Annotated in this window: 23 protein-coding genes; 9 read left to right on the plus strand and 14 right to left on the minus strand. The window is 70.6% G+C overall.

The window, feature by feature from the left end:
• Positions 1-48 precede the first annotated feature (48 nt).
• The gene (locus tag JK364_RS44310; RefSeq protein WP_201857112.1) at positions 49-1,182 is read right to left on the minus strand and encodes an NADH:flavin oxidoreductase; all 1,134 of its coding nucleotides are present in this window, start codon (positions 1,180-1,182) and stop codon (positions 49-51) included.
• Positions 1,183-1,530: 348 nt separating this feature from the next.
• Here JK364_RS44310 and JK364_RS44315 point away from each other — a divergent pair, with 348 nt between their 5' ends.
• Positions 1,531-2,652, plus strand: a complete 1,122-nt coding sequence (locus JK364_RS44315) for a methyltransferase domain-containing protein (RefSeq protein WP_307841578.1) — start codon at positions 1,531-1,533, stop codon at positions 2,650-2,652.
• A gap of 551 nt (positions 2,653-3,203) precedes the next feature.
• Here the strand turns inward: JK364_RS44315 and JK364_RS44320 are convergent.
• The gene (locus JK364_RS44320) at positions 3,204-3,398 is read right to left on the minus strand and encodes a DUF397 domain-containing protein (protein WP_201857113.1); all 195 of its coding nucleotides are present in this window, start codon (positions 3,396-3,398) and stop codon (positions 3,204-3,206) included.
• 10 nt (positions 3,399-3,408) lie between these two features.
• Complete coding sequence (locus JK364_RS44325; protein WP_201857114.1) at positions 3,409-4,296, minus strand: helix-turn-helix domain-containing protein; 888 nt, start codon at positions 4,294-4,296, stop codon at positions 3,409-3,411.
• 160 nt (positions 4,297-4,456) lie between these two features.
• Here JK364_RS44325 and JK364_RS44330 point away from each other — a divergent pair, with 160 nt between their 5' ends.
• Together JK364_RS44330 and JK364_RS44335 are read left to right on the plus strand one after the other, a co-directional pair.
• Positions 4,457-4,891 carry an ATP-binding protein gene (locus tag JK364_RS44330; RefSeq protein WP_201857115.1) on the plus strand — a complete coding sequence of 145 codons (435 nt, stop codon included), beginning with the start codon at positions 4,457-4,459 and terminating at the stop codon, positions 4,889-4,891.
• Entirely contained in the window at positions 4,888-5,112 is a 225-nt protein-coding gene (locus tag JK364_RS44335; protein WP_201857116.1) for a hypothetical protein, read from the plus strand. The genes JK364_RS44330 and JK364_RS44335 overlap by 4 nt, the downstream gene beginning before the upstream one ends.
• 15 nt (positions 5,113-5,127) lie before the next feature.
• On the opposite strand, the gene JK364_RS44340 is transcribed toward JK364_RS44335, so the two are convergent.
• Together JK364_RS44340 and JK364_RS44345 are read right to left on the minus strand one after the other, a co-directional pair.
• Positions 5,128-7,443 (minus strand): tetratricopeptide repeat protein, encoded by a 2,316-nt coding sequence (locus JK364_RS44340; protein ID WP_201857117.1) that lies wholly within the window; start codon positions 7,441-7,443, stop codon positions 5,128-5,130.
• A gap of 174 nt (positions 7,444-7,617) precedes the next feature.
• Complete coding sequence (locus JK364_RS44345; RefSeq protein ID WP_201857118.1) at positions 7,618-8,334, minus strand: TetR/AcrR family transcriptional regulator; 717 nt, start codon at positions 8,332-8,334, stop codon at positions 7,618-7,620.
• 106 nt (positions 8,335-8,440) lie between these two features.
• Between JK364_RS44345 and JK364_RS44350 the strand changes: the two genes are divergently transcribed.
• Entirely contained in the window at positions 8,441-9,835 is a 1,395-nt protein-coding gene (locus JK364_RS44350; RefSeq protein ID WP_201857119.1) for a serine hydrolase domain-containing protein, read from the plus strand.
• Here JK364_RS44350 and JK364_RS44355 read toward each other — a convergent pair.
• The gene (locus JK364_RS44355) at positions 9,751-12,867 is read right to left on the minus strand and encodes an NACHT domain-containing protein (RefSeq protein WP_201857120.1); all 3,117 of its coding nucleotides are present in this window, start codon (positions 12,865-12,867) and stop codon (positions 9,751-9,753) included. The two genes, JK364_RS44350 and JK364_RS44355, sit on opposite strands and share 85 nt — an antisense overlap.
• A gap of 323 nt (positions 12,868-13,190) precedes the next feature.
• Between JK364_RS44355 and JK364_RS44360 the strand changes: the two genes are divergently transcribed.
• On the plus strand, positions 13,191-13,814 hold the full coding sequence (locus tag JK364_RS44360) for a M23 family metallopeptidase (protein WP_201857121.1): 624 nt from the start codon (positions 13,191-13,193) through the stop codon (positions 13,812-13,814).
• A gap of 39 nt (positions 13,815-13,853) precedes the next feature.
• Here the strand turns inward: JK364_RS44360 and JK364_RS44365 are convergent, their stop codons facing one another.
• On the minus strand, positions 13,854-14,432 hold the full coding sequence (locus JK364_RS44365; protein ID WP_201857122.1) for a TetR/AcrR family transcriptional regulator: 579 nt from the start codon (positions 14,430-14,432) through the stop codon (positions 13,854-13,856).
• A gap of 159 nt (positions 14,433-14,591) precedes the next feature.
• On the opposite strand from JK364_RS44365, the gene JK364_RS44370 reads away from it, so the two are divergent.
• The 3 genes from JK364_RS44370 (at position 14,592) to JK364_RS44380 (ending at position 17,296) form a co-directional block, all read left to right on the plus strand.
• Positions 14,592-16,229 (plus strand): MDR family MFS transporter, encoded by a 1,638-nt coding sequence (locus JK364_RS44370; protein WP_269146389.1) that lies wholly within the window; start codon positions 14,592-14,594, stop codon positions 16,227-16,229.
• Positions 16,230-16,364: 135 nt separating this feature from the next.
• Positions 16,365-16,757: a helix-turn-helix transcriptional regulator gene (locus tag JK364_RS44375; protein WP_201857152.1), complete on the plus strand. Its 393-nt coding sequence runs from the start codon at positions 16,365-16,367 to the stop codon at positions 16,755-16,757.
• 71 nt (positions 16,758-16,828) lie between these two features.
• A complete protein-coding gene (locus tag JK364_RS44380) occupies positions 16,829-17,296 on the plus strand; it encodes a VOC family protein (protein ID WP_201857123.1) in 468 nt (155 codons plus the stop codon).
• 64 nt (positions 17,297-17,360) lie between these two features.
• On the opposite strand, the gene cseC is transcribed toward JK364_RS44380, so the two are convergent.
• The 5 genes from cseC to JK364_RS44405 form a co-directional block, all read right to left on the minus strand.
• Positions 17,361-18,680, minus strand: a complete 1,320-nt coding sequence (gene cseC / locus JK364_RS44385) for a two-component system sensor histidine kinase CseC (RefSeq protein ID WP_201857124.1) — start codon at positions 18,678-18,680, stop codon at positions 17,361-17,363.
• 6 nt (positions 18,681-18,686) lie between these two features.
• Positions 18,687-19,394, minus strand: a complete 708-nt coding sequence (gene cseB / locus JK364_RS44390) for a two-component system response regulator CseB (protein ID WP_201857125.1) — start codon at positions 19,392-19,394, stop codon at positions 18,687-18,689.
• A gap of 9 nt (positions 19,395-19,403) precedes the next feature.
• Positions 19,404-20,105, minus strand: coding sequence for a hypothetical protein (locus JK364_RS44395; protein ID WP_201857126.1), 702 nt, complete (start codon positions 20,103-20,105; stop codon positions 19,404-19,406).
• 26 nt (positions 20,106-20,131) lie between these two features.
• Positions 20,132-20,743, minus strand: a complete 612-nt coding sequence (locus JK364_RS44400; RefSeq protein ID WP_201857127.1) for a SigE family RNA polymerase sigma factor — start codon at positions 20,741-20,743, stop codon at positions 20,132-20,134.
• Between the two features lie 367 nt (positions 20,744-21,110).
• Positions 21,111-22,037, minus strand: a complete 927-nt coding sequence (locus JK364_RS44405; RefSeq protein WP_230993434.1) for an iron-sulfur binding domain-containing protein — start codon at positions 22,035-22,037, stop codon at positions 21,111-21,113.
• Between the two features lie 291 nt (positions 22,038-22,328).
• Here JK364_RS44405 and JK364_RS44410 point away from each other — a divergent pair, with 291 nt between their 5' ends.
• Positions 22,329-23,192: a hypothetical protein gene (locus JK364_RS44410; protein ID WP_201857128.1), complete on the plus strand. Its 864-nt coding sequence runs from the start codon at positions 22,329-22,331 to the stop codon at positions 23,190-23,192.
• A 257-nt stretch (positions 23,193-23,449) separates the two neighbouring features.
• Here JK364_RS44410 and disA read toward each other — a convergent pair whose 3' ends face one another.
• Both disA and radA read right to left on the minus strand, forming a co-directional pair.
• On the minus strand, positions 23,450-24,508 hold the full coding sequence (gene disA, locus JK364_RS44415) for a DNA integrity scanning diadenylate cyclase DisA (protein ID WP_201857154.1): 1,059 nt from the start codon (positions 24,506-24,508) through the stop codon (positions 23,450-23,452).
• Between the two features lie 315 nt (positions 24,509-24,823).
• Positions 24,824-26,248, minus strand: a complete 1,425-nt coding sequence (gene radA / locus JK364_RS44420) for a DNA repair protein RadA (protein WP_201857129.1) — start codon at positions 26,246-26,248, stop codon at positions 24,824-24,826.
• Positions 26,249-26,339 lie beyond the last annotated feature (91 nt).

Genomic DNA, 26,339 nt, shown 5'->3' on the forward strand with positions numbered 1-26,339 from the left:
CGAAACCGGCCATCCGCATGGGCTGAACCGGTCATCCCGTACGGCTGCTCAGTGCAGCGTGCCGAGCTGCTCCACGGAGTACGGCACGAGCGCGTCCACGCGTCCGGTCAGCACCTTCTCGGCCCACTCGGGGTCGGCGAGCAGGGCCCGCCCGATGGCCACGAGATCGAACTCGTCCCGCTCCAGCCGGTCCAGCAGATTCTCGATGTCCGCCACCTGGGCCGGCCCGCTGCCGGTCCCCGGCACGAAGGTCGGCAGGAAGTCCTGGTTCAGACCGACCGAGCCGACCGTGATCGTCGGCTTCCCGGTGAGCTTCTTCGCCCAGCCCGCGAGGTTCAGGTCCGAGCCCTCGAACTCCGGCACCCAGTAGCGCCGGGTGGACGAGTGGAAGACATCCACCCCCGCCTCCGCCAGCGGCGTGAGCAGCGCCTCCAGCTCCTGCGGGGTCTCGGCCATCCGCACGTCGTAGTGGTCCTGCTTCCACTGGGACGTACGGAAGATGATCGGGAACTCGGCGGAGACGGCCTTGCGGCAGGCCGCCACCAACTCGGCCGCGAAGCGGACCCGCGAGGCCGGGTCGCCGCCATAGGCATCGCCGCGCCGGTTGGTGGCGCCCCACAGGAACTGGTCGATCAAGTACCCATGCGCCCCGTGCAGTTCGACCCCGTCAAAGCCGATCCGCTCGGCCGCGGCTGCCGCGTCGGCGAAGGCGGCGATCACCGCGTCCACGTCGCCCCGCGTCATCGCCTGCCCGGCCGGCCGCCCGTCCAGCCCGACACCGGACGGGCTCAGCACGGGCGCCTCGGGGTACGGGGGCGCCCCCTCCTCCCGCGAAACCCCCACATGCCAGATCTGCGGCGCGATCCGCCCACCCGCGAGATGCACCTGCTTCACGACCTCGGCCCACCCGGTCAGGGCGTCCTCCCCGTAGAACCGCGGCACGCTGTCGCTCAGCCCGGCCGAGGGATGGTCGACATAGGTCCCCTCGGTAATGATCAGCCCCACCCCGGCGGCGGCGCGACGCGCGTAGTACGCCACGACATCGGCATTCGGCACGCCGCCCGGCGAGAACATGCGGGTCATCGGCGCCATGGCGATCCGATTGCGCACGGTGAGCCCACCCACGGTGAACGGACGGGACAGAACCTGGGCCGCGCGCTCGGCACTCCTGCTTATGGACACGTGAATACTCCCTGACCGGACGTCGTCACCGCGCGGAATCGCGCGGCCCGGCCAAGCTAGAACCTGACGTCAACGTCAGAGGCAAGTACCGGAGGCCGCCTCCGCCCAGCCTTGCCGGGGAGCGGGCGCACGGCGACACCGTCTGCCCCCGGCTGGTGCGTACGCGCTCTACTGCCCCTCGACGGGCGAAACCCACACTGGTCGCCCGACCGACGATGCGAGGGGGCCCGATATGGGATCGCACGGCAAGCCGCCCACACCGAACCCGCAGCCGAAGCAGCCGAGCCCGCGGGACTCGGACGGACAGCATCCGGATGTCTCCAAGCCGGGCGGCGGGACGCACCGCGAGTGACCGACCTGGCAGGGCTACACGCGCGGGCGGCCGAGACGCTCGATATCACCGAGCCGTGGGTACGGCGCGCGTTCGAGGCCGTCCCGCGACACGAGTTCGTTCCCGGCTCCGTATGGGTGGTGGACGGGGGCGTATACCGGCCGCTCCGCCGAGCGGACGACCCGGAACGGTGGGCCCGCATGGTGTACGACCCCGCACAGGCCATTGCCACCCAGGTGGACGACGGGGCCCCCGCCCCCGTCGGCGGCGATGTGCCCACCAGTTCCATCTCGGCACCGGCCGCCGTGGTGACCATGCTCGCCGAGCTGGACCTGCGGCCGGGGCATCGGGTGCTGGAGATCGGGGCGGGCACCGGGTACAACGCGGCCCTGTTGGCCGAGCGGGCGGGCGCCGAGCGAGTGACCACCCTGGAGGTCGACCCGGACGTGGCCGACGGTGCACGGGCCGCGCTGCACCGGACCGGGTACGGCGGGGTGAGGGTACTCGAGGCGGACGGCGAGCAGGGCTGGCGCAGCGGCGCGCCGTACGACCGGCTGGTGGCGACGGCCTCGGTGACGTCGATCCCGGGGGCGTGGGTGGAGCAGGTGCGGCCCGGCGGCCTGATCCTGGCCCCCTTCCGGACCGCGTTCTGCTCGCACGGACTCGCCCGGCTGACGGTCTCGGAGGGCCGTGCCGAGGGCCGTGCCGAGGGCCGGTTCGCGGGTGCGGTGACGTTCATGGCGGTGCGGGGCCAGCGCGCACGTCCCCGTATCGATGCGGTCTTCTCCACAGAAGCGTGGGAGGAAAGCCGCGAGGGCAAGGCCGATCTGGACATCGTGGCGCTCGCCGACCCGCACGCCGAGTTCGCGGCGGGCCTGCGGCTCGCGGACGTGGCGCACTGGCCCCAGGACGGCGGGCACTGGTGGTGCAGCCGGGACTCGTGGGCGTACGCGACGGATGGCACGGTGCACCAGTGGGGCCCACGAGACCTGGCCGACGAGACCGCCGAGGCCCTCGCCTGGTGGAAGGGCGCCGGGCGGCCGGAGCTGTTCGACTTCGGCCTGACGGCCACGGCCGACGGCCACCACCGGGTATGGCTCGGCGATCCCTCGGCGGCGTGGCCCCTGCGCGCCGCGTAGCCGGTACCCCTGGCCGCCGCGTAGCCGGAGCGCCGTCCGGCCCGCCGGGCCGTCTCCGCCGGGGGTGCCGCATGGGTCGGGTGCGGCGCATGGGCCGGGTGCGGTGCATGGGCCGGGTGCGGCGCCGTCTCGCGCGCTTCGCGCGATTGAGCAGCGGGGCAGGGGGCGGGGGGCGCGGGTTGACCGCCGACCGCCGGGCCGGTGGGAGCGACCGCCGGTGGCGGCATCCGTGTGCGGGGGGCGAGGCCCGTCGCCGGACCGTCGGACTCCGCATCCACCGCCGCACTCGACGCCGCAGGGGGTACCCCTCCCGAAAACCCTTGACAAGATAGTTGCTTCAGATCAAGCGTTTTCGGAGGGGGTACCCGGAGGGGGCGTCACGCCGGGCCGCGCTCCGGATCGGCATCGGCCCCCGGGCGCGGTTGCCGTCACGGCGCGGACCCCCACCGGCCCGGCGGCCGGCAACGCGCCGTGCGCCCCGGCCCCCTGCCCCGCTGCTCAATCGCGCGAAGCGCGCGAGACGATGCCCGCGCCTGACATCCGGCCCGCGCTCAGAGGGTGCGATCGAGGCGGCCAGTCTTTATGGCACGTATGAAGCCACCGAGCGCGGCGGACGTCGTACGGACCACCGCCTCCGGCTCGTCGCTCTCGCGTATGCGGATGCCGTCGGGGACGGCGGCGAGTTCCACGCAGTTGGCCGCAGCAGCTTCACTGAACGATGACTTCCGCCAGGTGAGGTCGGACATGTTGCCTTCCCTAGAGGGTGTAAAGGATGTGTTGGAGGAGGCCCCACGAGTCACGCTGTTCGTGGAGCTCGGGGGTCGCATCTGCGACTACCGGTGGCAGTGCGCTCTGGCTCAGATCGCTGAATGTGGATTCGTAGCGCGCGATGGACTCGGGATCGCCGAGCCGCAGGTTCGCGGACGGGTGATCCGCGACCACGGTCTCAAGGCCCGGAACTCCGACTCCCAAGACGAGAAACGGCGTGCTGTGCCAGAAGCGCGCGCCGACTTTGAAGGGCAAGACCTGGATGGTCACATGCGGGCTCATCGATACCCGGATGAGCTGTACCAGCTGCTCCCTCATGACGTGCGGACCGCCCACCTCCATGCGGAGCGCAGCCTCGTGAATGACCGCTTGGAAGGTGACGGGCTGATCAGGTCCCAGGATGGCCTGGCGCGCTCTTCGGAAGCGGACGAGTTGCTCGATCTCCTCGGGTGAGGCGTCAGGGAGTCCGCTGCGGAACAGGGCGCGCATGTACGACTCGGTCTGCAACAGGCCGGGGATCAGGAGGGTTTCGTATGTCTGGACCGTCGTCGCCCGGGATTCCAGCTCGGCGAGGTCGAGCGTGGACTGCGGGAAGGACTTCCGATACGCCGACCACCAACCCTTGCCACTGCTCTCGGCCATGCCGACAAGCTCGTCAACGTACGGTTCATTCTTGCCCCCGTAAGCGTCAACGAGATCGCGCAGGCGATCCGCTGGGATCGCGGTCCGCCCCGCCTCGATGTGGCTCAGGTGAGGGGCGCCCATGCCGATCCGCTTGCCGCCGTCGGCGATCGACAACTCTGCCTTGAGCCGTAACTTCTTGAGCTCTGCGCCAAGTCGGCGTTGCCGTTCGGTGATGAGCGTTCGCAGCGCCACGGCCGGGTCCTCCAGGGGAATCGGTGTCAGTGTGCCCCGCACGGGTGGGGCAGTCCAATCATCTTCGCGGATCGGTTGCAATATTGCTGAGTTCTGCCATACCTTGGGTGTTGCCTTGCTCACACAGGGTATTGAGCTACGAGCGCCACGGAGGCGTCGCATGGGAGCACCCGCACACCCGGAACACCCGCACCGCTACACCCTCTCCGCCCCCGCTCTCCCCACCTCACCCCGCCTGTGCCGCGACTTCGTACGCGGCATCTTCACGGCCTCAGGACTCACTCAACTCGCCGACGCGGCAGCGATCTGCACGTCGGAGTTAGTGACCAACGTCCACCGGCACGGCAAGGGCGACGTACGGATGGCCGCCACCGTCCAGCACGACCGCGTCCGAGTGACCGTCCACGACGACAGCCCCGAACTCCCCTCACCCCGCCGCGCCGCCACCGATGAGACCAACGGACGCGGCCTCTTCCTGGTCACGGCCCTCTCCGACATCTGCGGCATGACCCTCGACGAACCGGCCGAAGGCACCGGCAAAGCGGTCTGGTTCGAGTTCAACGTCCCGCCCACGCACACGAAAAGCCCCGTATGAACCCCACTCCCGCCGAGCGGGTCGCCGCAATCCTCCGCGACGAGTTCGCCGTCCACGGCGTACGGCTCCCCGACATACGCGCCGACCTCAGCGACCCCCGCCAGCCGCAACTGGAACTCGGCACCGTCCCCCTCGGCACCGGCTTCGCGCTGCTGCGCGTGCTCACGGACTACCAGCGCCTGCTGAAGGCCGAGCGAACCCGGCCAGAGCGGAGAGGTTAGAGCGTCGGATGGCTCTCACGTCGCGAGAACCCGACGAGCACGAAGCGTTTCGGGGTGATCGGGGCCGAGGATACGTTCACATAGTGGAAGGGCTGTACGTGCCGCGCTCTCGGCTTCTGCCGTCCGCCCTGCGCGATCGAGGTAGTCGGCCACCTGGCTGTAGTTCTCCACGAGAAAGGGACTCTCGGCGTCGAGGGCCTGTTCACGTCCGGCGATGGCCCGACGAGTCAGTTCAATCGCTTCTTCCCAACGCCCGTGTGCCGCGACTACCTGACTGAGTAGAACGACAACGCTGAGCGTCATCGGGTGGGTGGGCCCTTGCACGCGTTCCCGATCTGCCAGAACTTGACGGGTAAGCGGCTCGGCTTCCTCCGGGTTGCTCAGGCGAGCGACGCCGAAGGCGTATGCGTGCCGAGCGGATAGCGTCGTGGGGTGATCGGCACCAAGGTGCCGTTCACAGTGGTTGACGGTCTCGGGTGATAGTCGCGCGAACTCCTCGTTCTCGCCAGATGTGGCGAGTTCCGCGATCAGCATCGCCCGGCTGCGCAGCGCTCTGGGATGCTCCACCCCCAAAGCGCTCCGCAGCCCATCCGCCGCGCGACGCAGCAAAGACAGCGCTTCAGACCGTTGCCCCATTCGGAAGAGCGGCTGCTGGAGTCCGTGGCATGACTCAAGCGTGTCGGGGTGATCAGGGCCCAAGACCCGCTCACGTACTCGTAGCACCCGGCTGTGTACGCCCTCCGACTCCGCGATGCGACCGAGCCGGAACAGGGAGCGCCCCGTGCGCTGGAGCGCGCTCAACGTCAGGGAATGCTCAGTGCCCAGCATCCGTTCTCCCGCCCCCGCGGCCTCCTGGACCAAGGCCAGGGCAGCGGCGTAGCCACCCGTCTCATGGATGCGTTCCGAGAGACGTACGGCCAGATCCACCACCTGATCCACCGCGCCACCGTCCACGCGCCGCAGCAGCCCCGCCGCGTGCGGGACCAGCAACCCCACATACCCGTCCCCGTCCCCAGACCCGGCCTCCGCCGGAAGAACAGCCTCGAGCAACGATGCAGCGGCCTCGGTGAGCGCAACGCGCTGCTCAGCGGGGATGCCCGAGGAGATGCTGTCCAGGAGCACCCCGTGCACCTGGACGCAGCGCACCGGCGGCTCACCGTCCGCACCCGGAGGCGCGGAGACGATCGTGGCCAGCGAGTGGTCGATCAGCCCGCGCAGCGCCGGTTCGACGCGCGCGCTGTCCAGCAGGCCCGTTCCGCCCAGCGATGGCGGAGCCAGAACGGCGAGCGGCAGGGGGTCCGCGCTCCAGCAGGACAGCAGCCGCAGCAGCATCGTGGCTTCGGGGAGGCCTTGGTCGGCGAGGGCGTCCAGGGACAGCTGCCAGGTTCGGCTGACCAGGTGACGGGACTCGGAACGGCCGGAGTCGAGTGCCGCTCCCTGGTCGATCAGGCCGATCGGGTCGTCTTCGAGGCGGGTTCGGTACTCGTCCATGGACCAGGACTCCAGTAGCTGGTGGTGCAGATAGGAACCCGCGAGGGTGAGCGCGAGCGGCAGGCAGCCGAGGCGGATGGCGACCTGTTCGGCCGCCGCCGCAGTGCCCGCATGCGGCGCGAGGTCACACAGGACCTGGGCCGCGTCCTCGCTCGGCAGCACATCGACGGAGTGGAGGATCGCGCCTTGCCAGACGTGCGAGGTCGCGTATCGCGTGGTGACCAGCACCGTGCCGCGAGGGCTGGCGCGCAACCAGCCGCCTTCCGCCAGAATCGCCGGATCGTCAGCGTTGTCGATCACCAGGAGCCACGGCTCCGGGGAGCGGTCCAGGTGGTGCCATACGAGGTCCGCCGAGGCGCGTTGCCCGCTGTGCGCTGCGGCCAGTTCGCCGGGGCCCGCGCCCCGGTCGGCGGCGACAGCCAGCATGCCCGCGCGCAGGGACAGTCGCTCCGAGGCGTTGACCCACAAGCCGATTCGGGCCTGGTCGTGGACGGCCTCGGTGAACAGGGCATGGGCCACCGCCGTTTTGCCGCAGCCGCCCATGCCGTGCAGTACGTGGATCTGTCCGTCGTCGCCGTCCACGGCCGTCCGTAATCGCCGCATCAGGTCCGCGCGGTCGCGCAGGACGGACGGGACCCGGCCGACCAGCGGTATCCGTACGGAGTCCGGGCCCGCCCCCAGATGAGTCGGCGGGGCGGCCGTCTCAGCGAACAGGGAGGCACCGGGGCCCGGCGCGTAGTGGTGATGGTGTTCGGTGATGTGCTGGTCGCCGGTCGACTGAAAGACCCGGCCCTGTCCCGAGGCGCGGCCCTCCGCGTACGGGGGCGGCGGGCCGCTCACCGCTCGGTGGGGTGCTGGTCGCGGCCCGCCCGGTGGACGCGGCCCCTGCCGGACGCCTCGGCGCGCATACGAATGATGGTGTTCATCGCCTGATCCTTGCCCGGCAGGGACGGGCTCGACTCGTCCAGGATCCGGGGCAACCACGGTACGTCTACGGCGTGTGGGCCGTGGCCCTCACTCGCGACGACTGGCGCGGTCGGCGGTGAGGCGCGCCTCGAAGCCGTCCAGGCTGGACTGGAAGCCGTCCAGGACGGACTGAAGGCCGAACGTGAAGGTGTCGTCGGGCGCCGCGGCGTACTCCGTGGCGGCCGTGGTGCCGAGCCGCTCGCGCAGGCGCGGGAACCGCATGGCGGTCTCCTGGGCATGTGTCATGGCGTCGGCCATCAGCCGCTCGGCATCCGCGCCGTCCTTGCTCAGCCGGCGGTTCAGCGAGACCTGTGCGGCGGGGCCGAGCGCGCTGCCGAGTACGAAGGTGAGCACGGTGGCGGCCGCCCGGTCCGCGTCGGCGGCGGCGAAGCCCGCCTTTTCGTAGATGGCGAGGCTGAGGTCGTTGTGCCGGGCCTGGCCGGGTCCGTACAGGAAGTGGCTGCCGAATGCCTGGACGAGCCAGGGGTGCCGGGTGAGCATCGCGTGCATGCCTGAGGCATGGGCGGTGGCGGCCATGCGCCAGTCGGTGGCGTCGAGATCGGGCAGCTCGACCTCGTGCCAGATCGCGTCGCTGGCGAGTCGGACGAGGTCGTCCTTGGTCTTGATGTGCCAGTAGACGGCCGTGGCGGCCGAGCCGAGCCGTTTCGCCAGGCTCCGCATGTTGAGACCGTCCAGTCCCTCGTCATCGAGTAGTTCGACGGCCGCACGGATGATCCGGTCTGCGGTGAGTGTGTCTCGCGCCATGGTCACCACCTTACTTGTACTTAGTTCATGAATAGGTCTTGCACTTTGTTCAAGCAGTTGTCTACGCTCACTCTCGTACTTAGTTCAAGTGCCTGGAAGGGGAGCCATGTCACAGGAGAAGCTGTCGGAGTTCGTCAAGGCGCACGCCACGGAGCTGGGAGTTCCCGGTGTCGCCGTCGGGGTGCTCCTGGACGGCCAGGAGATCTACGCCTCGCACGGCGTGACGAGCCTCGGCAACCCGCTGCCGGTCGACGAGAAGACGCTGTTCCCTCTGGCGTCGGTGTCCAAGACCTTCACGGCGACCGCGTTGATGCGCCTGGTGGCCGAGGGGAAGGTGGACCTGGACGCACCGGTGCGGGCTTACGTCCCCGAGCTGAAGCTGGCCGACGAGGAGGCCGCGGCGCGGATCACCGTCCTGAACCTGCTCAACCACACCGCGGGCCTGGACTGGAACTTGATCGACGACGGCGTGGGCGACCGCTCCCTGGCCGGGCTCGTGGCGAAGCTGCCCCAGCTGCCGCTGATCGCGCCGCCCGGGGCCCGCGCCTCCTACAGCCAGGCGGGGTACAACCTGGCCGGGCGGATCATCGAGAAGATCACGGGCCTGCCCTTCGAACAGGCCATGGCCTCACTCGTCCTGGAGCCGGTGGGCCTCGCGGACACCGTGTACGGCCTGTCCGAGGTGATGGTCCGCAAGTTCGCCGTGGGCCACAACCGCGGCGACGACGGCGAACTGCGCGCCGCCCGGCCCTGGGGAGCGTTCAAGGAGGGCGCGCGCGGCGACAACCCCGGCGGCGGCCTCGCCTCCTCGGTGAGCGATCTGCTGCGCTGGGCGCGGTTCCAACTCGGCGACGGCGAGGGCGTGTTGCCCGCATCGGCGCTGCGCCGGATGCGGGAACGGACGATCGGGCTGCGCGCCAGCACGCTCGGCGACGGCTTCGGCATCTGCTGGTTCCTGCACGACCTGGACGGCCTCCACGGGATCGGCCACGGCGGCTCGGGCAACGGCCAGTTCGCCGAACTGCTCATCGTGCCCGAGCGCGACTTCGCGGTGGTCTCCCTGGCCAACGCCGGTCCGGACGGCTACCCCTTCAACCAGTCCGTCGTACAGTGGGCACTCGAGCACTTCCTCGGCATCGTCGAGAAGCCGGCGGAGCCTGTTCCGTACGACCGGGGACAGGCCCAACAGGTCGTCGGCCGCTACGAGATCGACGCCATGAACCTCGACATCGCCACCGAGGGCACCCGTCTCACCCTGGCGGTCGGGATCAAGCCGGAGATCCGCGCGGCATCGGACGAGGAAATGCCCCCGGACTACCCGGCCGCAGCCATCGGCTTCCTTCCCGGCGATGGCGATGGCGACGGCGACGGCGACGAGTACATCGTCACCGAAGGCGGCCTCAGGGGGCAGCGCGGCTACTTCTCCCGCGACGTCAACGGCGTGATCACCGGCGTCGACCTCGCCGGCCGGCTCTTCAGCCGAGTCTCGGACCCATCCTGATCCAACGCGTTGCCGGACGTTGTCACCGTGACGCCGGGCAGGGATGCGGCACCGCTGATCTCCGCGTTGATCGTGACCGTCTCCAGGTCGGGGAGAGCAGCGAGCGGGGACAGATCGATGGAGCGGTCGGCGCCACTGGGAAAGAAGATGTTCAGGTGACGAAGGCGGGGGAATGCCGAGGACAACCAGGCGGTGTCCACGAACTCATGCACAACATGCAGATCCAGCCAGGTGATGTTGGGTGGGAAGTCGCGCTCCATACTCGCGTGTCCGATCGTGACCTTCAGCCGCTCCAGCGCTGTGAGTACCTCCAGGCGCCAGGGCACGACGCCCACGCCTGACAGGCCCGGCGTTTCGAAGACCAGGGTGCGCAGGGGGAGGTCGGACAGGCCGGTGAGGAAGAGGGCCCTGAGACAGTCGGTCAGATAGAGCGTTTCGAGGTTCGTCAGGTGGCCGATCGCGGCGCCGAGGTCTTCGATCACGTGGTTACGGTTCAGCCGCAGCCGGGTCACCTCCTCCCCATTCAAGTTGTCCCTGATCTCGGTCTCCGTGAAATCCCCGCGCAGGATCAGCCAAGGACGCGGACCCGTGTCCAGGAGCAGCCGCAATTGCTCCATGGACTCGGCCACGAAGTACAGGCCGTCCCGGGCCAGGCGGAGGATCACCTCATGGAAGTACCGCTCGGTGTCGTACCGCCCCCAGCTCGATGCCAGTTGCGCACGCACCTCGACCGCCGGGTGGTCGGCGAATCGGGCCAGATAGGGGATCGCCGCGTCCACCGGTATGCGTGAGGCCGTCACCACGCAGCACTCCGCCACCTCGTCCGTCAGCCCCTCCGGCCCCGGAAGGAGCTCCAGCACCAGGGGGCCCACCGTGGCCAGTTCCCGTGCCCGGGGGATGGTCAAGGGCGGGACGAACGCCATCGCGTTCCGCGTGACCTCGTCCCGTATGGCCGGGTCCAGGTCGGGCGCGTGCTCCAGGCAGGCCATGGCCAGCAGATACACACGAAGCGCCGACTCGGCGTCGCCCTGGCGCCGGGCCATCCGCAGCAGCTTGCTCAGCAACTCCGCCCGCTCGCGCGGCCGCCCGTGGGCGACGGCCATGCGGATGACGTCCTCCCACTGCGCGTCATGCGCGTTGCGGATCAGCAGGCCGACGTCCCACGCCTCCACCGCCGCCTTCGCGCCCAGGTAGTCCTGGAAGGTGCGGTGGACGAAGTCCACCGTGCTCACGGACGGCTCGCGCAAGAGCCCGCTCCGCAGCAGCAGATGGCGCAGGATGGCGGGCGCGTCACCGAGGGCGCGGGCGGCGGGGACGGAGGGGAGGGCCTCCTCGATGAGGCGTTCCGCGCGGTCGCGGTCCAGCTCGGCCTCGCCGTTGCGGATCAGGTAGTAGGCGAGCCGCTGGAGGAGCTGGATCTGCGGCTCCTCGTCCAGCTGGACATCGCCCGGCGCGTAGATGTGGCGCTCGGTGTCGCGCCGCGTCAGCAGCATGGACAGCGCCGCGTCGTACAGCGCCTTGCGGCCCGGCGGCAGATAGCCGCGGCGGGCGCGGTGCAGGGCGCAGATCAGGCCGCACATCAGGGGGTTGGTGGCGAGCCGGGTCAGGTCCTGTTGGGTGCGGACGGCGGTGTGCAGGGCCGATTGATACGCGTCCAGCTCCCCCCGTTCCTCCTCCGTACGGCAGGTCTGGCGCGCCGCCTCGTGCCAGCGGTCGATGAACGCCGCCATGTCCTCGCGGCTCATCGGGGACAGCGTGAACTCGGCGAAGTCCTGCGCCCCCAGCCAGTCCTCGGCGACGGCCGAGGGGCGGGAGGTGACCAGCCACAGATTGCCGGGGTAGGCGATGAGGAGGTCGGCCAGCCAGGCGCGGGTGCGCTCGCGGTCGCGCTCGGGGATCTCGTCGATGCCGTCGATCAGCAGCAGCCCGCGGCCGGCGGTCAGGACGCGGTCGGCCCAGCCGGGCGGCTGGGCGCCGTCCAGGGGGTTGTGGACGGAGGCGAGGAAGGAGGCCGGGGAGGGCAGCGACTCCTGGCGGGCGATCGTGCGCAGGGGGAGGACGAAGGGGACGCGGCCGATCAGCTGCTCCAGGCCGCGCAGCGATTCCTGCCGCGCGGTGCAGACGGCGAGCCACTGTACGAGCGTGGTCTTGCCGGAGCCCGCGATTCCGCGCAGCAGCACCCGCTGATGGCCGGAGAGCGCCCGGTCGGCGGGGAGGGTGGCGGGGGGTGCGGCGGGGAGGACGGTATGCGGTGCGGCGGGTGCCTCGCTGAACGGGTCGCGGTCGCCCAGCGGGCGCTCCTCGCCGGACGAGACCGCCTCCAGGCTGAGATACGCCGCGTCCAGCGGCCACGTGGCCTCGGCGTGGCTGAGGTCGATCCCGACGATCGTCAGCGTGGAGTGCTTGCCGATCATGTATTCGGCGTACCGCCGCTCGAACCCCGCGTCCTGCGCGGATTGCGACGGGATGCGCTCGATCAGGATGTCGATCTTGGTGATGAGGTCGCTGAGCTGGCCGCTCTGCTCGACGAGGGAGCGGGCGACAAAGGTCGAGCGCTGGGTGAAGAAGTGCAGGATGTGCAGGCAGGCCGTGTCCAGCAGACGCTCGTGGAGCGCCTCGCCGCCCTGGCTGAGGCGCAGGGTGTCCCGTCCCCGCGTGCGGGTGGCGTGGGTCAGCTCATGGGCCAGTCCGCGGTGGCCGAGCTGCACCGCCTGGACGTCGTTCATATCGAGGTCGCCGAGCGCGTACAGCGTGGTGGCCAGCTTCTCGGCGACGAGCTCGTCCTCGTCGGCGGGGCAGGGTCGCTCGCCGGGTCCGGCGTGCCGGGTGGCCTGCGCGACCAGTTCGGCGGCCAGCTTGGTGAGGTCCTTCTCGGTCAGGGTGCGCTTCTCGCCCCGGAACGAGATGAGGGAGGAAATGCGGACCGGCTGGTTCACCAGCCCGGCGCCCGGCCCCTCCTTGACGAACAGCTTCTTGATGAGCGGTGTGACGACGCTCGACGCGAGGCGAGCGCCAATGGTTGCGGGATCCACGTCCCATTCCCCCCGGTAGTTGTGTACCCCCCGGCCGCGGAGGGCCGCCGACAGCGTACAGCGGGGTAAGGCCCTTGGTCCCGAACCGGACATCCGAAAGTCCCTGCGAAGGTGACATCCCGCACAGGCCGTGCGGGGTCTACTACGGAAAATAGGGGATCTCGCAGGTCAGAGGTGTGATGGGAGTTTCTGGGAATTCCGCACGGGATACGGCTCCCCATAAGCAATTCGCTACGTACCCACTTAGTAGAAGAACACCTTGGCCTATTAACCAGAACGGGATAACAAGAGGCGTCCCAAAGACGCTTCTGGAGGTACTTCCCATGGCCCCGCGCGCCACAAACCGCCGATTCTCGCTTACGTCCGTGTCCAGGGGGCGTGCCGCCGTGGTCGCCATGGGTCTGGGGGCCTCGCTCGCGCTCGGCGCCGGCACGGCGTTCGCCGTGGGGACCGGCACGGCCGCCTCCGCCCCGTCCGTCAGCCAGGCCGCCGCGAAGGCGCCCGCTCCGAAGGCCTCCGCGAAGGCGGACGCCTGGGAGACCCCGGTCGACAAGTACTCGATAGGCGCCGCCTTCGGCCTGGCGGGCAACCTCTGGTCGCACAACCACAGCGGTCAGGACTTCGTCGTGCCGACCGGCACCCCGGTGCACGCGGCGCACGGCGGTGTGGTCGTCAAGGCGGGCCCGAACGGCGGCGGTGACGGTCCCGCGTACGGCAACGCGATCGTGATCAAGCACGACAACGCGACGTACTCGCAGTACGCCCACCTGTCCCGGATCGATGTCCGGATCGGGCAGTCCGTGAGCACCGGCCAGCAGATCGGCCTGTCCGGCAGCACCGGCAACTCGACCGGCCCCCACCTGCACTTCGAGATCCGTACGACGCCGAACTACGGCTCCGCCGTCGAGCCGCTCAAGTTCCTCCGCGACCACGGCGTCAAGGTCTGAGGCGTCAAGGTCTGACGCTCACGCCTGACGCGCCACGCGTCATCCGTGGGCCGATGGCTCATGCGCCTGCTTCATCAGATCGAGGGCGACCTCGAGGACAGCCTTCCGCTTGTCCTCGGGGTCGCCCTCGACCGTCTGCAGCGCGAACATCCGCGCATGCATGCTGAACAGCGCGGTGATGCTCCGGACCTGGTCGACCATGGGCGCCTCGGGGTCTCGGACCAGGGCGGACATCGCGAGCATCCGGTTCTTGAAGATCTGGCCGATGCTCAGCTCGCGCACGGTCGCCTGGTTCTCCTGCATGAAGCGCATCAGCGGCTCGCCGATGTCCATGGCCGCGCTGTAGCGGCGCAGCAGCTCCTGCTTGGTCTCCAGGGTGCGCGGCTGCTGCTCGCCCCAGGCGATCAGCTCGTCCATCGGCCGGCCCAGGTCCTGGAACAGGCTGAGGACGATGTCCTCCTTGGTCTTGAAGTGGTAGTAGAGGGCCGCCTTGGTGACCTCGAGCTGCTCGGCGATCTCGCGCAGTGACGTCTTGTCGTAGCCGTGCTCGGCGAAGAGTTCCAGGGCGACGTCCTGGATGCGCTGACGGGTGTCGCCCCGCCGCGGTGTGCTGCCCATGGTGCTCTCCTGATGCTGGTGTGGCTGCCGTCGGCAGGCCGAACGTAACTTACTTGACGCCCGGCTAGTTGGCGCCTTACCTTCTCTACTGTACTGAACTAGCCGGGCGGCAAGTAAGTGGGCGTCAGGGCTCTCATCATCCAGGGGGAGACGGAGAACATGGCCGGAAAACAATCAGACGACGAAGCGTCATCCGCTTCGGCACCGGCTCAGGCCGCCCGGGAGGCCCAGCGGCCTCCGGCCAAGGCCGAGCCCAAGCAGCGCAGCACCAGTGTGGTGATATTCGCGCTGATGATCGCGATGCTGCTCGCGATGCTCGACAACATGATCGTGGGCACCGCGATGCCGACCATCGTCGGCGAGCTCGGTGGCCTCGACCACCTCTCCTGGGTGGTGACCGCCTACACCCTGGCCACCGCCGCCTCGACCCCCATCTGGGGCAAGCTCGGCGACATGTACGGCCGCAAGGGCGTCTTCCTCACCTCCATCGTGATCTTCCTCGGTGGCTCGGCGCTGTCCGGTATGGCGCAGAGCATGGGTGAGCTGATCGGCTTCCGGGCCATCCAGGGCCTGGGCGCGGGCGGTCTGATGGTCGGCGTGATGGCGATCATCGGTGACCTGGTGCCGCCCCGGGAGCGTGGCCGCTACCAGGGCATCATGGCCGGTGTGATGGCCGTGGCCATGATCGGTGGCCCGCTGGTCGGCGGTACTCTCACCGACCACCTCGGCTGGCGCTGGATCTTCTACATCAACCTCCCGCTCGGTGCCGTCGCCCTCGCGGCGATCACCGCGGTGCTGCACCTGCCGAAGAAGCGCTCCGAGGGACGGATCGACTACACCGGCGCGGCCCTGCTGACCGTGGGCATCACCTCGCTCGTGCTGATCACCACCTGGGGCGGCAACGAGTACGCCTGGGGGTCGGGCCAGATCATCGGGCTCGGGGCGCTCGGTGTCCTCTCGCTCGCCGCGTTCCTCTACGTCGAGACGCGGGTCGCCGAGCCCGTACTGCCGCTGCACATCTTCCGGAACCCCAACTTCTCGCTGGTCACCGGGATCGGTTTCCTCACCGGTTTCGTGATGTTCGGCTCGACCACCTTCCTGCCGCTCTACCAGCAGACCGTCCAGGGCGCCACGGCCACCAACTCCGGGCTGCTGCTGCTCCCGATGCTGCTGGGCATGCTGGTCGTCTCGCTGGTCGCGGGCCGGGTCACCACCTCGACCGGCAAGTACAAGATCTTCCCGATCGTCGGCGGCCTCCTGATCACCGTCGGGATGTTCCTGCTGTCCACGATGGACACCGAGACCACCCGCTTCAGCTCCGGTCTCTTCATGGCGGTGCTCGGCATGGGCATGGGCTGCCTGATGCAGACGACCATGCTCGTGGCGCAGAACAGCGTCGAGATGAAGGACATGGGCGTCGGCAGCTCCTCCGCCACCCTCTTCCGCACCCTGGGCGGCTCCTTCGGCGTCGCCATCCTCGGCGCCCTGTTCACCAACCAGGTGCGGGACACCATGACCGAGCGGGGCGGTGGCAAGGCCGCGGCCATCACCTCCGGGAGTGCCCAGCTCGACCCGGCCAGCCTCAAGCTGCTGCCGCCGCCCGTCCGGGACGCGTACACCCACGCGGTGGCCAGCGGTGCCCACCAGGTGTTCCTGTGGGGCGCGCTGATCAGCATCGTCGGTGCCGTCGCGGCCTGGTTCGTCAAGGAGGTCCCGCTGCGCGGGGCCGCCGCCAAGCCCGCCGACGGCGACGACGCGGCCCCGTCCGAGAAGGCGCCGATCGCCGAGACCGTCTGACCAACGGTCCGGATGGGCGGGGTCGCCATCAGGGAGCCGCTGTCGGTGGGGCATGACAGCATCGGACCCATGGTGACCTCGCCGGACGAGGCGCGGCTGGCGCAACTGCGCCGGCTGCGCCTCGCGAAGGACGTGATGGACCGCGACTGGGCCGAGCCGCTCGACCTGGACGCGGTCGCCGGGCACGCCGGCTATTCGCGCTACCACTTCATCCGCGCCTTCAAGGGCGCGTACGGATCCACGCCCGGCCAGTACCTGACCCGGCGCCGCATCGAGCGGGCCGAGGAGTTGCTGCGCTCGGCCAATCTCTCGGTCACCGAGATCTGCTCGCTCGTCGGCTTCAGTAGCCTCGGCACCTTCTCCACGAGCTTCAAGAGGCAGACCGGGCTCACCCCCAGCGCCTACCGGGACCTGTACGTCGGCCGGGCCGCGGCGGTCATCCCGGGGTGTTACGCGATGCTGTGGTACGGCGGGCGCGACGCCCGCGCACCGGGCTCCAAGGACCGCAATTCTCGAGAAGCGGAATGAATCCGCCGCTGCCTACCGTGGCCACGTCGCGACGACGCGCGCGGCCCACCCCGAAACTTCCGGAGGCAGCAATGATCAAGGGGATGTCCATCGTCACCGTCTGGGTCCTCGACCAGGACCGGGCCAAGGAGTTCTACACCGAGAAGCTGGGCTTCGAGGTCCGCACCGACATGAGCATCGGCGGGGACGGCGAGGGCGGCGGTATGCGCTGGCTGACGGTGGGCGCCAAGGACCAGCCGGATGTGCAGCTGACCCTGATGGTGCCCAGCTCACCCGGGCTCGACCCGGAGTCCGCCGAGGCCCTCCGGACGCTGGTGGCCAAGGGTGTGCTCGGCGCCGGGGTGTTCACCACCGATGACATCCACCGGGACTACGAGGCGCTCAAGGCGAAGGGCGTGGAGTTCGTCCAGGAGCCCCAGGAGCGTCCGTACGGCACCGAGGCGCTCTTCCGCGACGACTCCGGCAACTGGTTCTCGTTCACCCAGCCCCGCGAGGAGTTGGATTTCAGCAAGCCGTGGGACGGCTGCACCTCGAGCTGAGTGGTCGGGACTCCGAGCCGAGTGGTCGGAACTCCGAACTGAGCTCAGTGCCCCGGCCGAGTGGTCAGTCCGGCACCTCGATGATCGGGAAGCTGCCGGTGTTGGTGGGCGCGGACTCCGGCAGCCAGAGCACGGCGACCGCGCCCTGGCACTCCGCCTCCGTCTCGTCGCCGCTGTCCATCAGCGGATCGGCGTTGCGGAACGTCAGCCGGGCGCCCAGCACCCGCGCCTGGCCCGCGGCTATGGTCAGCCCCAGGCCGTGCCCGGTGCCCGCGCGGTCCTTGCTGCCGGTGCGGAACCGGCTCGGCCCGTCCTTCAGCAGCTCCTCCGGGAAGCCGGGGCCGTGGTCGCGGACGCGCAGTATCCGCCCTTCGACGGTGACCTCGAAGGGCGGTTTGCCGTGCCGGGCGGCGTTGGCCAGCAGATTGCCCAAGATCCGCTCCAGCCGCCGGGGGTCGGTGGAGACATGGGCGTCGCGCACCACGTTGACCGCCGCGTCGGGGGCCACCGCCCGGACCCGGCGGGCGATGAACTCGGCCACGGCTATCTCCTGGAGCTCCGCGCGCTCCGCGAAGCCGTCCAGCCGCGCGACCTCCAGGACGTCCTCGACCAGGGTGCGCATCGCCTGCGCCCGGTCCCGTACCAGCTCGGTGGGGCGGCCGGGCGGCAGCAGTTCGGCGGCCGTGAGCAGCCCGGTGACCGGGGTGCGCAGCTCGTGGGCGATATCGGCGGTCACCCGGCGCTCGGCCTCCAGCCGCTGCTGAAGCGCCTCGGCCATGCCGTCGACCGCCCGCGCCAGCTCGTCGGTCTCATCGCGCACCCGGCCGCCGATCGACTCGCGCACCCGCACCTCGGAGTCGCCCTCGGCCAGCTTGCGGGCGGCGGTGGCCGCCTTGCGCAGCCGCCGGGAGAGCTGATCGCCGATGAGCACACCGAGCGCGATACCGCCCAGCACCACCGCGACCGAGCCGATGAGCAGCACCCGGTCCAGGTCGTTGAGGACCGCGAACCGGTCCTGGAACTTGGTGTGGACGGACAGCACCTTGCCGTTCCGCAGCGGAACCGAGGCCCATACCTCCGGGGTGCCGGTGCCGGGGTCCTCCAGATAGGTGGCGCGCTGGCCGCGCCACGCCTCCTTCTTCAGCTGATCGGGCAGATGGGGGTCGTCCAGCTTGGCGCCGAACCCCAGCACCCGGGACTGCTCGTACCACCGCTGGGCGACCTTCACCCGCTCGTCCATCACGGTGCGGCTGTTGTCGAGCATCGAGACACGGGCCGCGTTGTGGACGACGAGGCTCAGCACCACCGCGACCAGCGTGCTCACGGCCGCGATGGCGAGGCTGACCTTCCACCGCAAGCCGGTGCGCAGTGCGAGCTGCCGCAACGCCGCTCAGCCCTTGAGCTTGTAGCCGAAGCCGCGGACCGTCTCGATGCGGTCCTGGCCTATCTTGCCGCGCAGCCGCTGCACATGGACGTCCACGACCCGGGTGTCCCCGCCCCAGCCGTACTCCCAGACCCGCTCCAGCAGCCGGTCGCGGGAGAGCACGGTGCCGGGCGCGGCCGAGAACTCCAGCAGCAGCCGCATCTCGGTCGGGGTGAGCGCCACCTGATGGCCGCCCTTGCGGACCTCCATGCCCTCGGGGTCGACCTCCAGATCGCCGAAGCGCAGCACCCCGCCGTCGGGCTCCTCGGGGACGGGCTCCGCGCCCCGCCCGCCGGGGCCGCTGGCATGGCCGAAGCGGCGCAGCACGGCCCGGATGCGGGCCACCAGCACCGCGCCGTCGAAGGGCTTGGTCACATAGTCGTCGGCGCCGGCCTCGAGGCCGAGCACCACATCGATGGAGTCGGCGCGCGCGGAAAGCATGATCACGGGAACGGTGGACTCGTCGCGGATCCGGCGGCACAGGCTGACCCCGTCCAGGCCCGGAACCATCACATCGAGCAGCGCGATATCGGGGCGGTCGGCCCGGAAGCGCTCGAGGCCGGTCAGCCCGTCGGGCGCGGCCGTCACGAGAAAGCCATCGCGCTCCAGGGCGAGCTGCGTGGCTTCACGGATGACATCGTCGTCCTCGACGAAGAGCACATGGGTCTCGGCCACAGCCTCGCTTCAGCCTTCCGTTCCGTCGTCGGCGCGCGCGGTCGGCGCCGGGGTCGCCTCTTCCTTGGGCGTGGGCACATTCTTGCTGTAGTCGGTGCGCTCGCGGGACCGCACCGCGAACGAACGGTCCGCCCCGGACCAGCCGTAGGTGATCACGGTCTCGCTCGAAGGGCAACAGACCGAGTCCCCGGAGGTGTAGGAGAGCTTCGTCACTCGCAGCTCGTCCTTGGCCACATCGGCGTAGACGGGCGGCTGCTCATCGCTGAAGACGTTCTCGTACCGGTCGCCCACCTTGCGGTACACATACGAGCCGATACCGAAGCCGTCGGCGCAGCTCATGACGTTGATGACCAGGTCGGAATCGGCGGAGCCGGTCAGCCGGCCGGACGTCACATCCACCGGATAGCCCTTGATCTCCTGCTTGGACTCGCGCTCCTTGGCCGTGGGGCAGGGCTTGAGACTCGTCTTCAGATCGTCGCTGACCTGCGGATCCGCCTTGACCAGCTTGATCACGTCGACCTTCTTCCCGGCAGCCGGTGACGGCCGGCCCGATGCACGGCCACCCGCGTACGCGCCGGAGTCCGCGGCGGCCGAGGCCCACTCGGTGCTCGCCGGTCCCTCCTTGCGCACCCCCTGGCTCGCGTCACCGCATCCGGCCAGCATCCAGCCGCCGGCGGCCGCGAGGCCCACGACCGCGCCGCCGGTGAGCATGACTGTCCTGCTGGGAGAGGCCCTGGTCAGGCCGCGCACCGTTCCTGCCCCCGCTCCTGGCGGGCGCGCCGGACCCGACCCGTGTGCTGCCGGACGTTGGTGGCCGGCTTGGTGCCCCCGTCCTGACGGCCGAGCGCGCGGGCGTCCAGATCGCGGCTCTCCAGCTCCTGCCGCAGCCGGGCCAGCGCCCGGTGCAGCGTGCTCTTGACCGTTCCGGTCGACATTCCGAGCGCCTCCGCGGTCTCTTCGGTCGTCATCTGCTCCCAGTGTCGCAGCACCACGACACTGCGCTGCTTGGGAGCGAGCACCGAAAGGATGTCCATCAGCAGGGCGCGGTCGGCGTGCTGCTCGGTGCCGTCGTCGACGCTCGCCTCCGGAAGCTGCTCGGTGGGCACCTCGTCCAGCTTGCGGGCGCGCCACCACTCGGTACGGGTGTTGATCATCACGCGCCGGAGATAGGCGTCCGCGAGCGACTTGTCGGCTATGCCGTCCCAGCGGCCGTAGGTGCGCACCAAGGCGGTCTGGAGCAGATCCTGTGCCTCGACCGGGTCGGGGATCAGCCGACGGGCGCTGCGCAGCAGCGCGTCCTGCCGGTTCCGCACGTACTCCTCAAAGTCCAGAACATTGCTGCTGCTCATGATGTGCAGCCTCCATCCGCCTTTTTTGGGCTCGGTTCGCCTCCGGGTCGCTTTGAGTCGCTGTCGACGGTCGACCGTGCTCGGCCGCTCGTTCCTCGCGGCCTGCGCGCGCTCTCCCTTACGACAGCGACGCGACCCTTCGGCTCACTCGCCGCGTCTTCCCCGCCGTTGATGTGTCCGGCTTCTCGCTCGGCACGGGAAGGACGCTACGGAGGCGCTGTTGCGGCGCCATGCGCAACTGCGCCTCGGCAAACGCACAGCTACCCATAGGTTGTGTAACAACGGAACCCGGCCCGACCGTGTGTCAGAACCGGGTCCTGGGCGTGTCACAGGTCTGTCACAGACAGGGCCGTGACGAGGGATGTTCTCAGGTCAGCGGCAGCCGGTAGAGGCCGCCCGAGAGCGGCTCCACCAGTCCGTCGGAGACGAGCCCGTCGAGCGCGCGGGCCCGTTGCACCGGCTCGTCCCACACCTGGTCCAGCGCCGTCTGCGGCACCGGTGTCACAGCCTCCCGCAACACCGCGAGCAGCTTGCCCCGCACCTGGCGGTCCGTCCCGGCGTAGGTCTGGCCGCGCCGCGGCGGTCCCTCGTGCTCCGGCGAACCGGCCTGCCGCCAGGCGCACAGCGCGGCGATCGGGCAGCGTACGCAGTCGGGGGTACGGGCCGTGCAGACCAGCGCGCCCAGCTCCATCGTGGCGGCCGCCCAGCGCGCCGCGGTCGGCTCCTCCTCGGGGAGCAGGGTGCGGGCCAGCTTGCGCTCGGCGGCGGTGGTGGCGTTCGGCGGGTACCGCGTACCGCTGACCGCGCGCGCGAACACCCGGCGGACATTGGTGTCCAGCACCGGATGGCGCTGGCCGTACGCGAACGAGGCCACGGCCGCCGCCGTGTACTCCCCCACGCCCGGCAGCGCCAGCAACTGGGCGTGGTCGCGCGGTACGTCACCGCCGTGCCGCTCCCTTATGGCGGCCGCGGCGCCGTGCAGCCGCAGCGCCCGGCGCGGATAGCCCAGCCGGCCCCAGGCGCGGACCGCCTCACCGGGCGGTTCCGCGGCCAGGTCGGCCGGGCGCGGCCAGCGGGCGAGCCACTGCTCGTACACCGGCAGCACCCGGTTCACCGGGGTCTGCTGGAGCATGAACTCGCTCACCATCACACCCCAGGCGCCCGCCTCGGGGCGGCGCCAGGGGAGGTCGCGCGCGTGCGCGTCGAACCAGTCGATGACGGGCCGGTGCAGAACGGCTCCGTCGGGGTCGGAGGATGCGGCGGCCGGGACGGCGGAAGCGGAAATGGCAGTCATCGCATCCGATCCTGACATGAGGGGACGGCTCACGGGGCGCAGGGCGCGGGCGTTCGGGTTCCAGCCGCGCCAGTCGTTGCCAAATCGTGCGATACGGCGCCCGTACGGGAACGGATGGCCGCTTACCGCGCCCGGGTGCGGTCTTTCGGTGCCTCTGGGGTGACCTCAGGGCACCTTGTGGGCGTCTGGGGGACCCCTCATGCGCCGGATCCGGTCGGATCATGAGAAAAGTAGGGCCCGGAGCGGGGGTTATTGGCCGGTTGTGCTCCCGATCTCTCGTAGAGTTTCCGCGTGGGATCTCTGCGCAATCCGATCGGGCCGCTTCCCTCCTCCATTTACTGGCGGCGGAGGGCCGTTGCGCTGGCCCTGCTCGCCGCCATCATTCTCGTGGTCATCTGGGCCTTCGGCTGGGGTGGTTCGGGAGGTGGCGGAAGTGACGAGGGCAAGGGATCGGGCGGCGGGGGACCCGCGAGCACGATCACCCCGGGCCCCTCCTCCTCCGGACCGGTCAACAGCGAACGGCCGGGCGGACGCGACGAGTCCGACGGCGGCGGCTCGGGATCGGGCGGCTCCGGCGGCAGCGGGGGCAGCGGCGGCGGCTCGGACGACGGCGGTAAGGGCGCGGGCGGCGGCAGCGGCTCCGGCGGCGCGGGCGGCTCGGGCGGCTCATCGGGTGGCGGCGCGGGCGGTGGCATCGGCACCGGGACCGGGCAGGGCCTGCCCGCCGGGTCGAGCCTGCGGGACTGCCGCCCCGGCGACGCGGAGCTTACGGTGCGCAGCGTCAAGGACTCCAAGGTCAAGAACACCTGGGCGCCGGGGGAGAAGCCCAACTTCGAGATCGTCGTGAAGAACACCAAGTCGAGCTCCTGCAAGGTCGACTTCGGGCGCGCCGCGGCCTCGCTGACCATCACCGACGCCCACAACGCCCACGTCTGGGCCTCCGACGACTGCCCCGAGGGCAGCGCCGCCGCACTGGTCGAGGTGCCGGGGTCCGGCCAGACCAAGCGCACCGTGGAGTGGGACCGCAAGCGCAGCGCCGAGCACTGCGCCACGCCGTCGGGCGGCGCGTCGGCCAAGCCGGGCACGTATCTGGTCGAGGTGAAGGTGGACGGGCTGGGGACGGCCAAGGTGTCGTTCGTCCTCGAGAAGGACTGACCAGCGGCTCCGGGTGTCCGGTGGGTTTGTCCCCTCCCCGCCCCTTCCCGATACCAGGGGCTCCGCCCCCGGACCCCGGGGGCCGACGAGCCGACCGTCGGCGCAGCCGATGACCGGGCGGACGTCCGCGCACATCCGGGCCGTCCGGCCAGGGTCTGGGGCGGAGCCCCCCACGCGGCGGAGCCGCATATCGTCAGGTGCCGGGAAGGGGCGGGGAGGGGAAGGCCCCACCCCCGCAGACGTACGGCGGCTCAGAGCTAGACGTACCGCTCCAGGATGGACGACTCGGCCAGCCGGGACAGCCCCTCGCGGACCGAGCGGGCCCGGGCCTCGCCCACGCCGTCCACCATCTGCAGATCGTCCACGCTCGCGGCCAACAGCTTCTGCAGGCCGCCGAAGTGCTCCACCAGCCGCTCGATGATGGCGCCCGGCAGCCGCGGCACCTTGGCCAGCAGCCGGAAGCCGCGCGGCGAGACCGCCGAGTCGAGGGTCTCGGGCGAGCCGGTGTACCCCAGCGCGCGGGCCACGATGGGGAGTTCGAGCAGCTCGGCGTGGGTCAGCCGGTCCAGCTCGGCGAGCGCGTCGGCCACCGTACGGGTGCGCTTGGCGGTCGGCTCGGGCACGTAGTCCCGCACCACCAGCTCGCGCTCGGGCTCCACGCCCGCGATCAGCTCGTCCAGCTGGAGGGAGAGCAGCCGGCCGTCGGTGCCCAGCTCGACCACGTACTCCGCGATCTCGGTGGCGATACGGCGGACCATCTCCAGCCGCTGCGCGACCGCGCTCACATCCCGGACGGTGACCAGGTCCTCGATCTCCAGGGCCGAGAGCGTGCCCGCCACCTCGTCGAGGCGGAGCTTGTACCGCTCCAGCGTGGCCAGCGCCTGGTTGGCGCGGGAGAGGATCGCCGCCGAGTCCTCCAGGACCCGCCGCTGGCCGTCCACATACAGCGCGATCAGCCGCATCGACTGGCTGACCGAGACCACCGGGAAGCCGGTCTGGATGGAGACGCGCTGCGCGGTCCGGTGCCGGGTGCCGGTCTCCTCGGTGGGGATCGCCGCGTCCGGGACCAGCTGCACCCCGGCCCGCACGATCTTGGAGATGTCCTTGTCGAGCACCAGCGCGCCGTCCAGCTTGCACAGCTCGCGCAGCCGGGTCGCGGTGAACTCGACGTCGATGACGAAGCCGCCGGTGCACAGCGACTCGACGGTCCTGTCGGTGCCGAGCACGATCAGCCCGCCGGTGTTTCCCCGGAGAACGCGCTCGAGGCCGTCGCGCAACGCCGTACCCGGCGCGACCGCGCTCAGGGAGGCACGCATCAGACCGTCGGCCTTGCCGGGTGCCGTTGCCCGGTCGCCTGCTGCCACTGCACTCCTCCGTCGCAAGGTCTGTCGGTGCCACGAGTCGCCCTGCCATGCCGGTGCGCGAGGCCACGTATGGGCGAGACCAGGGCAAAGTCTACCGGCGGCCACCAGCCTCCCGTGGGGTCTCCCGGCGTACGCCCGTAGGCGTGCAGCGGAGTGGGACTCCCCCTGGGTCGTGCGCCACCCGGCTCACCGACCGCCGGCGTACGCCCTCACCAGCACACTCGGCCACGCTTCCGGCACCGCTCCGGTGACGCCCCGCCCACCATGTCAGCCCCGGTCGTCCGCTTCCACCCGCGCCTTCTCGCCCCGCTCCCGGCGCCGCGGCAGCACCCGCAGCGCGTCCCCGATGTCCGCCACCTCCAGCACCCGCATCCCGTCCGGGATCCGGCCCGGGTCGCCCGGCACCAGGGCGTGGGTGAAGCCGAGCCGGGCCGCCTCCGCCAGCCGCCGCTGCACCCCGGTGACCCGCCTGACCTCGCCCGCGAGCCCCACCTCGCCGATCGCCACCAGGTTCTTGGGCAGCGGGGTGTCACTGGCGGCGCTGGCCAGCGCGAGCGCCACGGCGAGGTCCGCGGCGGGCTCGGACAGCTTCACCCCGCCCACCGTGGCGCTGTAGATGTCCCGCTTGCCCAGCGCGCTGATCCGGCCGCGCTGCTCCAGCACGGCCAGCATCATCGAGACCCGGGACGTCTCCAGACCGGAGGTGGTCCGGCGCGGCGAGGGGATCTGGGAGTCCACGGTGAGCGCCTGCACCTCGGCCACCAGCGGCCGGCGGCCCTCCAGGGTGACCGTCAGACACGTGCCCGGCACAGGCTCGTCGCGGCGGGTGAGGAACAGCCCGGAGGGGTCGGCGAGCCCGGTGATGCCCTCGTCGTGCAGCTCGAAGCAGCCGACCTCGTCCGTCGCCCCGTAGCGGTTCTTCACCCCGCGCACCAGCCGCAGCCGGGCGTGCCGGTCGCCCTCGAAGTGCAGCACGACATCGACCAGATGCTCCAGCAGCCGGGGCCCGGCGATGGCGCCGTCCTTGGTGACATGGCCCACCAGCAGCGTGGACATCCCGCGCTCCTTGGACGCGCGGATCAGCGCCCCGGCCACCTCGCGCACCTGCGCCATCCCACCCGGCGCGCCGTCGATCTCGGGCGAGGCGACGGTCTGCACCGAGTCCAGGACGAGCAGCGAGGGCTTGACCGAGTCCAGATGGCCGAGGACGGTCGAGAGGTCGGTCTCGGCGGCGAGGTAGAGATGGTCGCTCAGCGCGCCGATGCGGTCGGCGCGCAGCCGCACCTGACTCGCCGACTCCTCACCGGTGATGTAGAGGGTGCGGTGCTCCTCGGAGGCGGCCTTGGCCGCCACGTCCAGCAGCAGCGTGGACTTGCCGACCCCGGGCTCCCCGGCGAGCAGCACGACCGCGCCGGGGACCAGCCCGCCGCCGAGCACCCGGTCGAGCTCGTCCACGCCCGTGCCCCGCGCGGTGGCCTGACGGCCGTCCACCTGGCCGATGGGCAGGGCGGCCGAGGTGACCCGGCCGGGCGCGGTGGTGCGCACCGCGGGCGCCCCGTACTCCTCGACCGTGCCCCACGCCTGGCACTCCGGACAGCGGCCGAGCCACTTGGCGGTGGTCCAGCCGCACTCCGTACAGCGGTAGGAGGGCCGGTCCTTGGCGGATGAGCGGGAGGAGCTACGGGCAGCCATGCCGTAACGCTAGCGTCGCCCACCGACAGAGCCGAACTACGCTGGTCAGGGCCGCTCATCGGCCTCCTCACCGGCCCCTTCACCGCCTCTT

The sequence above is a fragment of the Streptomyces endocoffeicus genome (assembly GCF_016741935.1).
GTDB classification, from domain to species: domain Bacteria; phylum Actinomycetota; class Actinomycetes; order Streptomycetales; family Streptomycetaceae; genus Streptomyces; species Streptomyces endocoffeicus.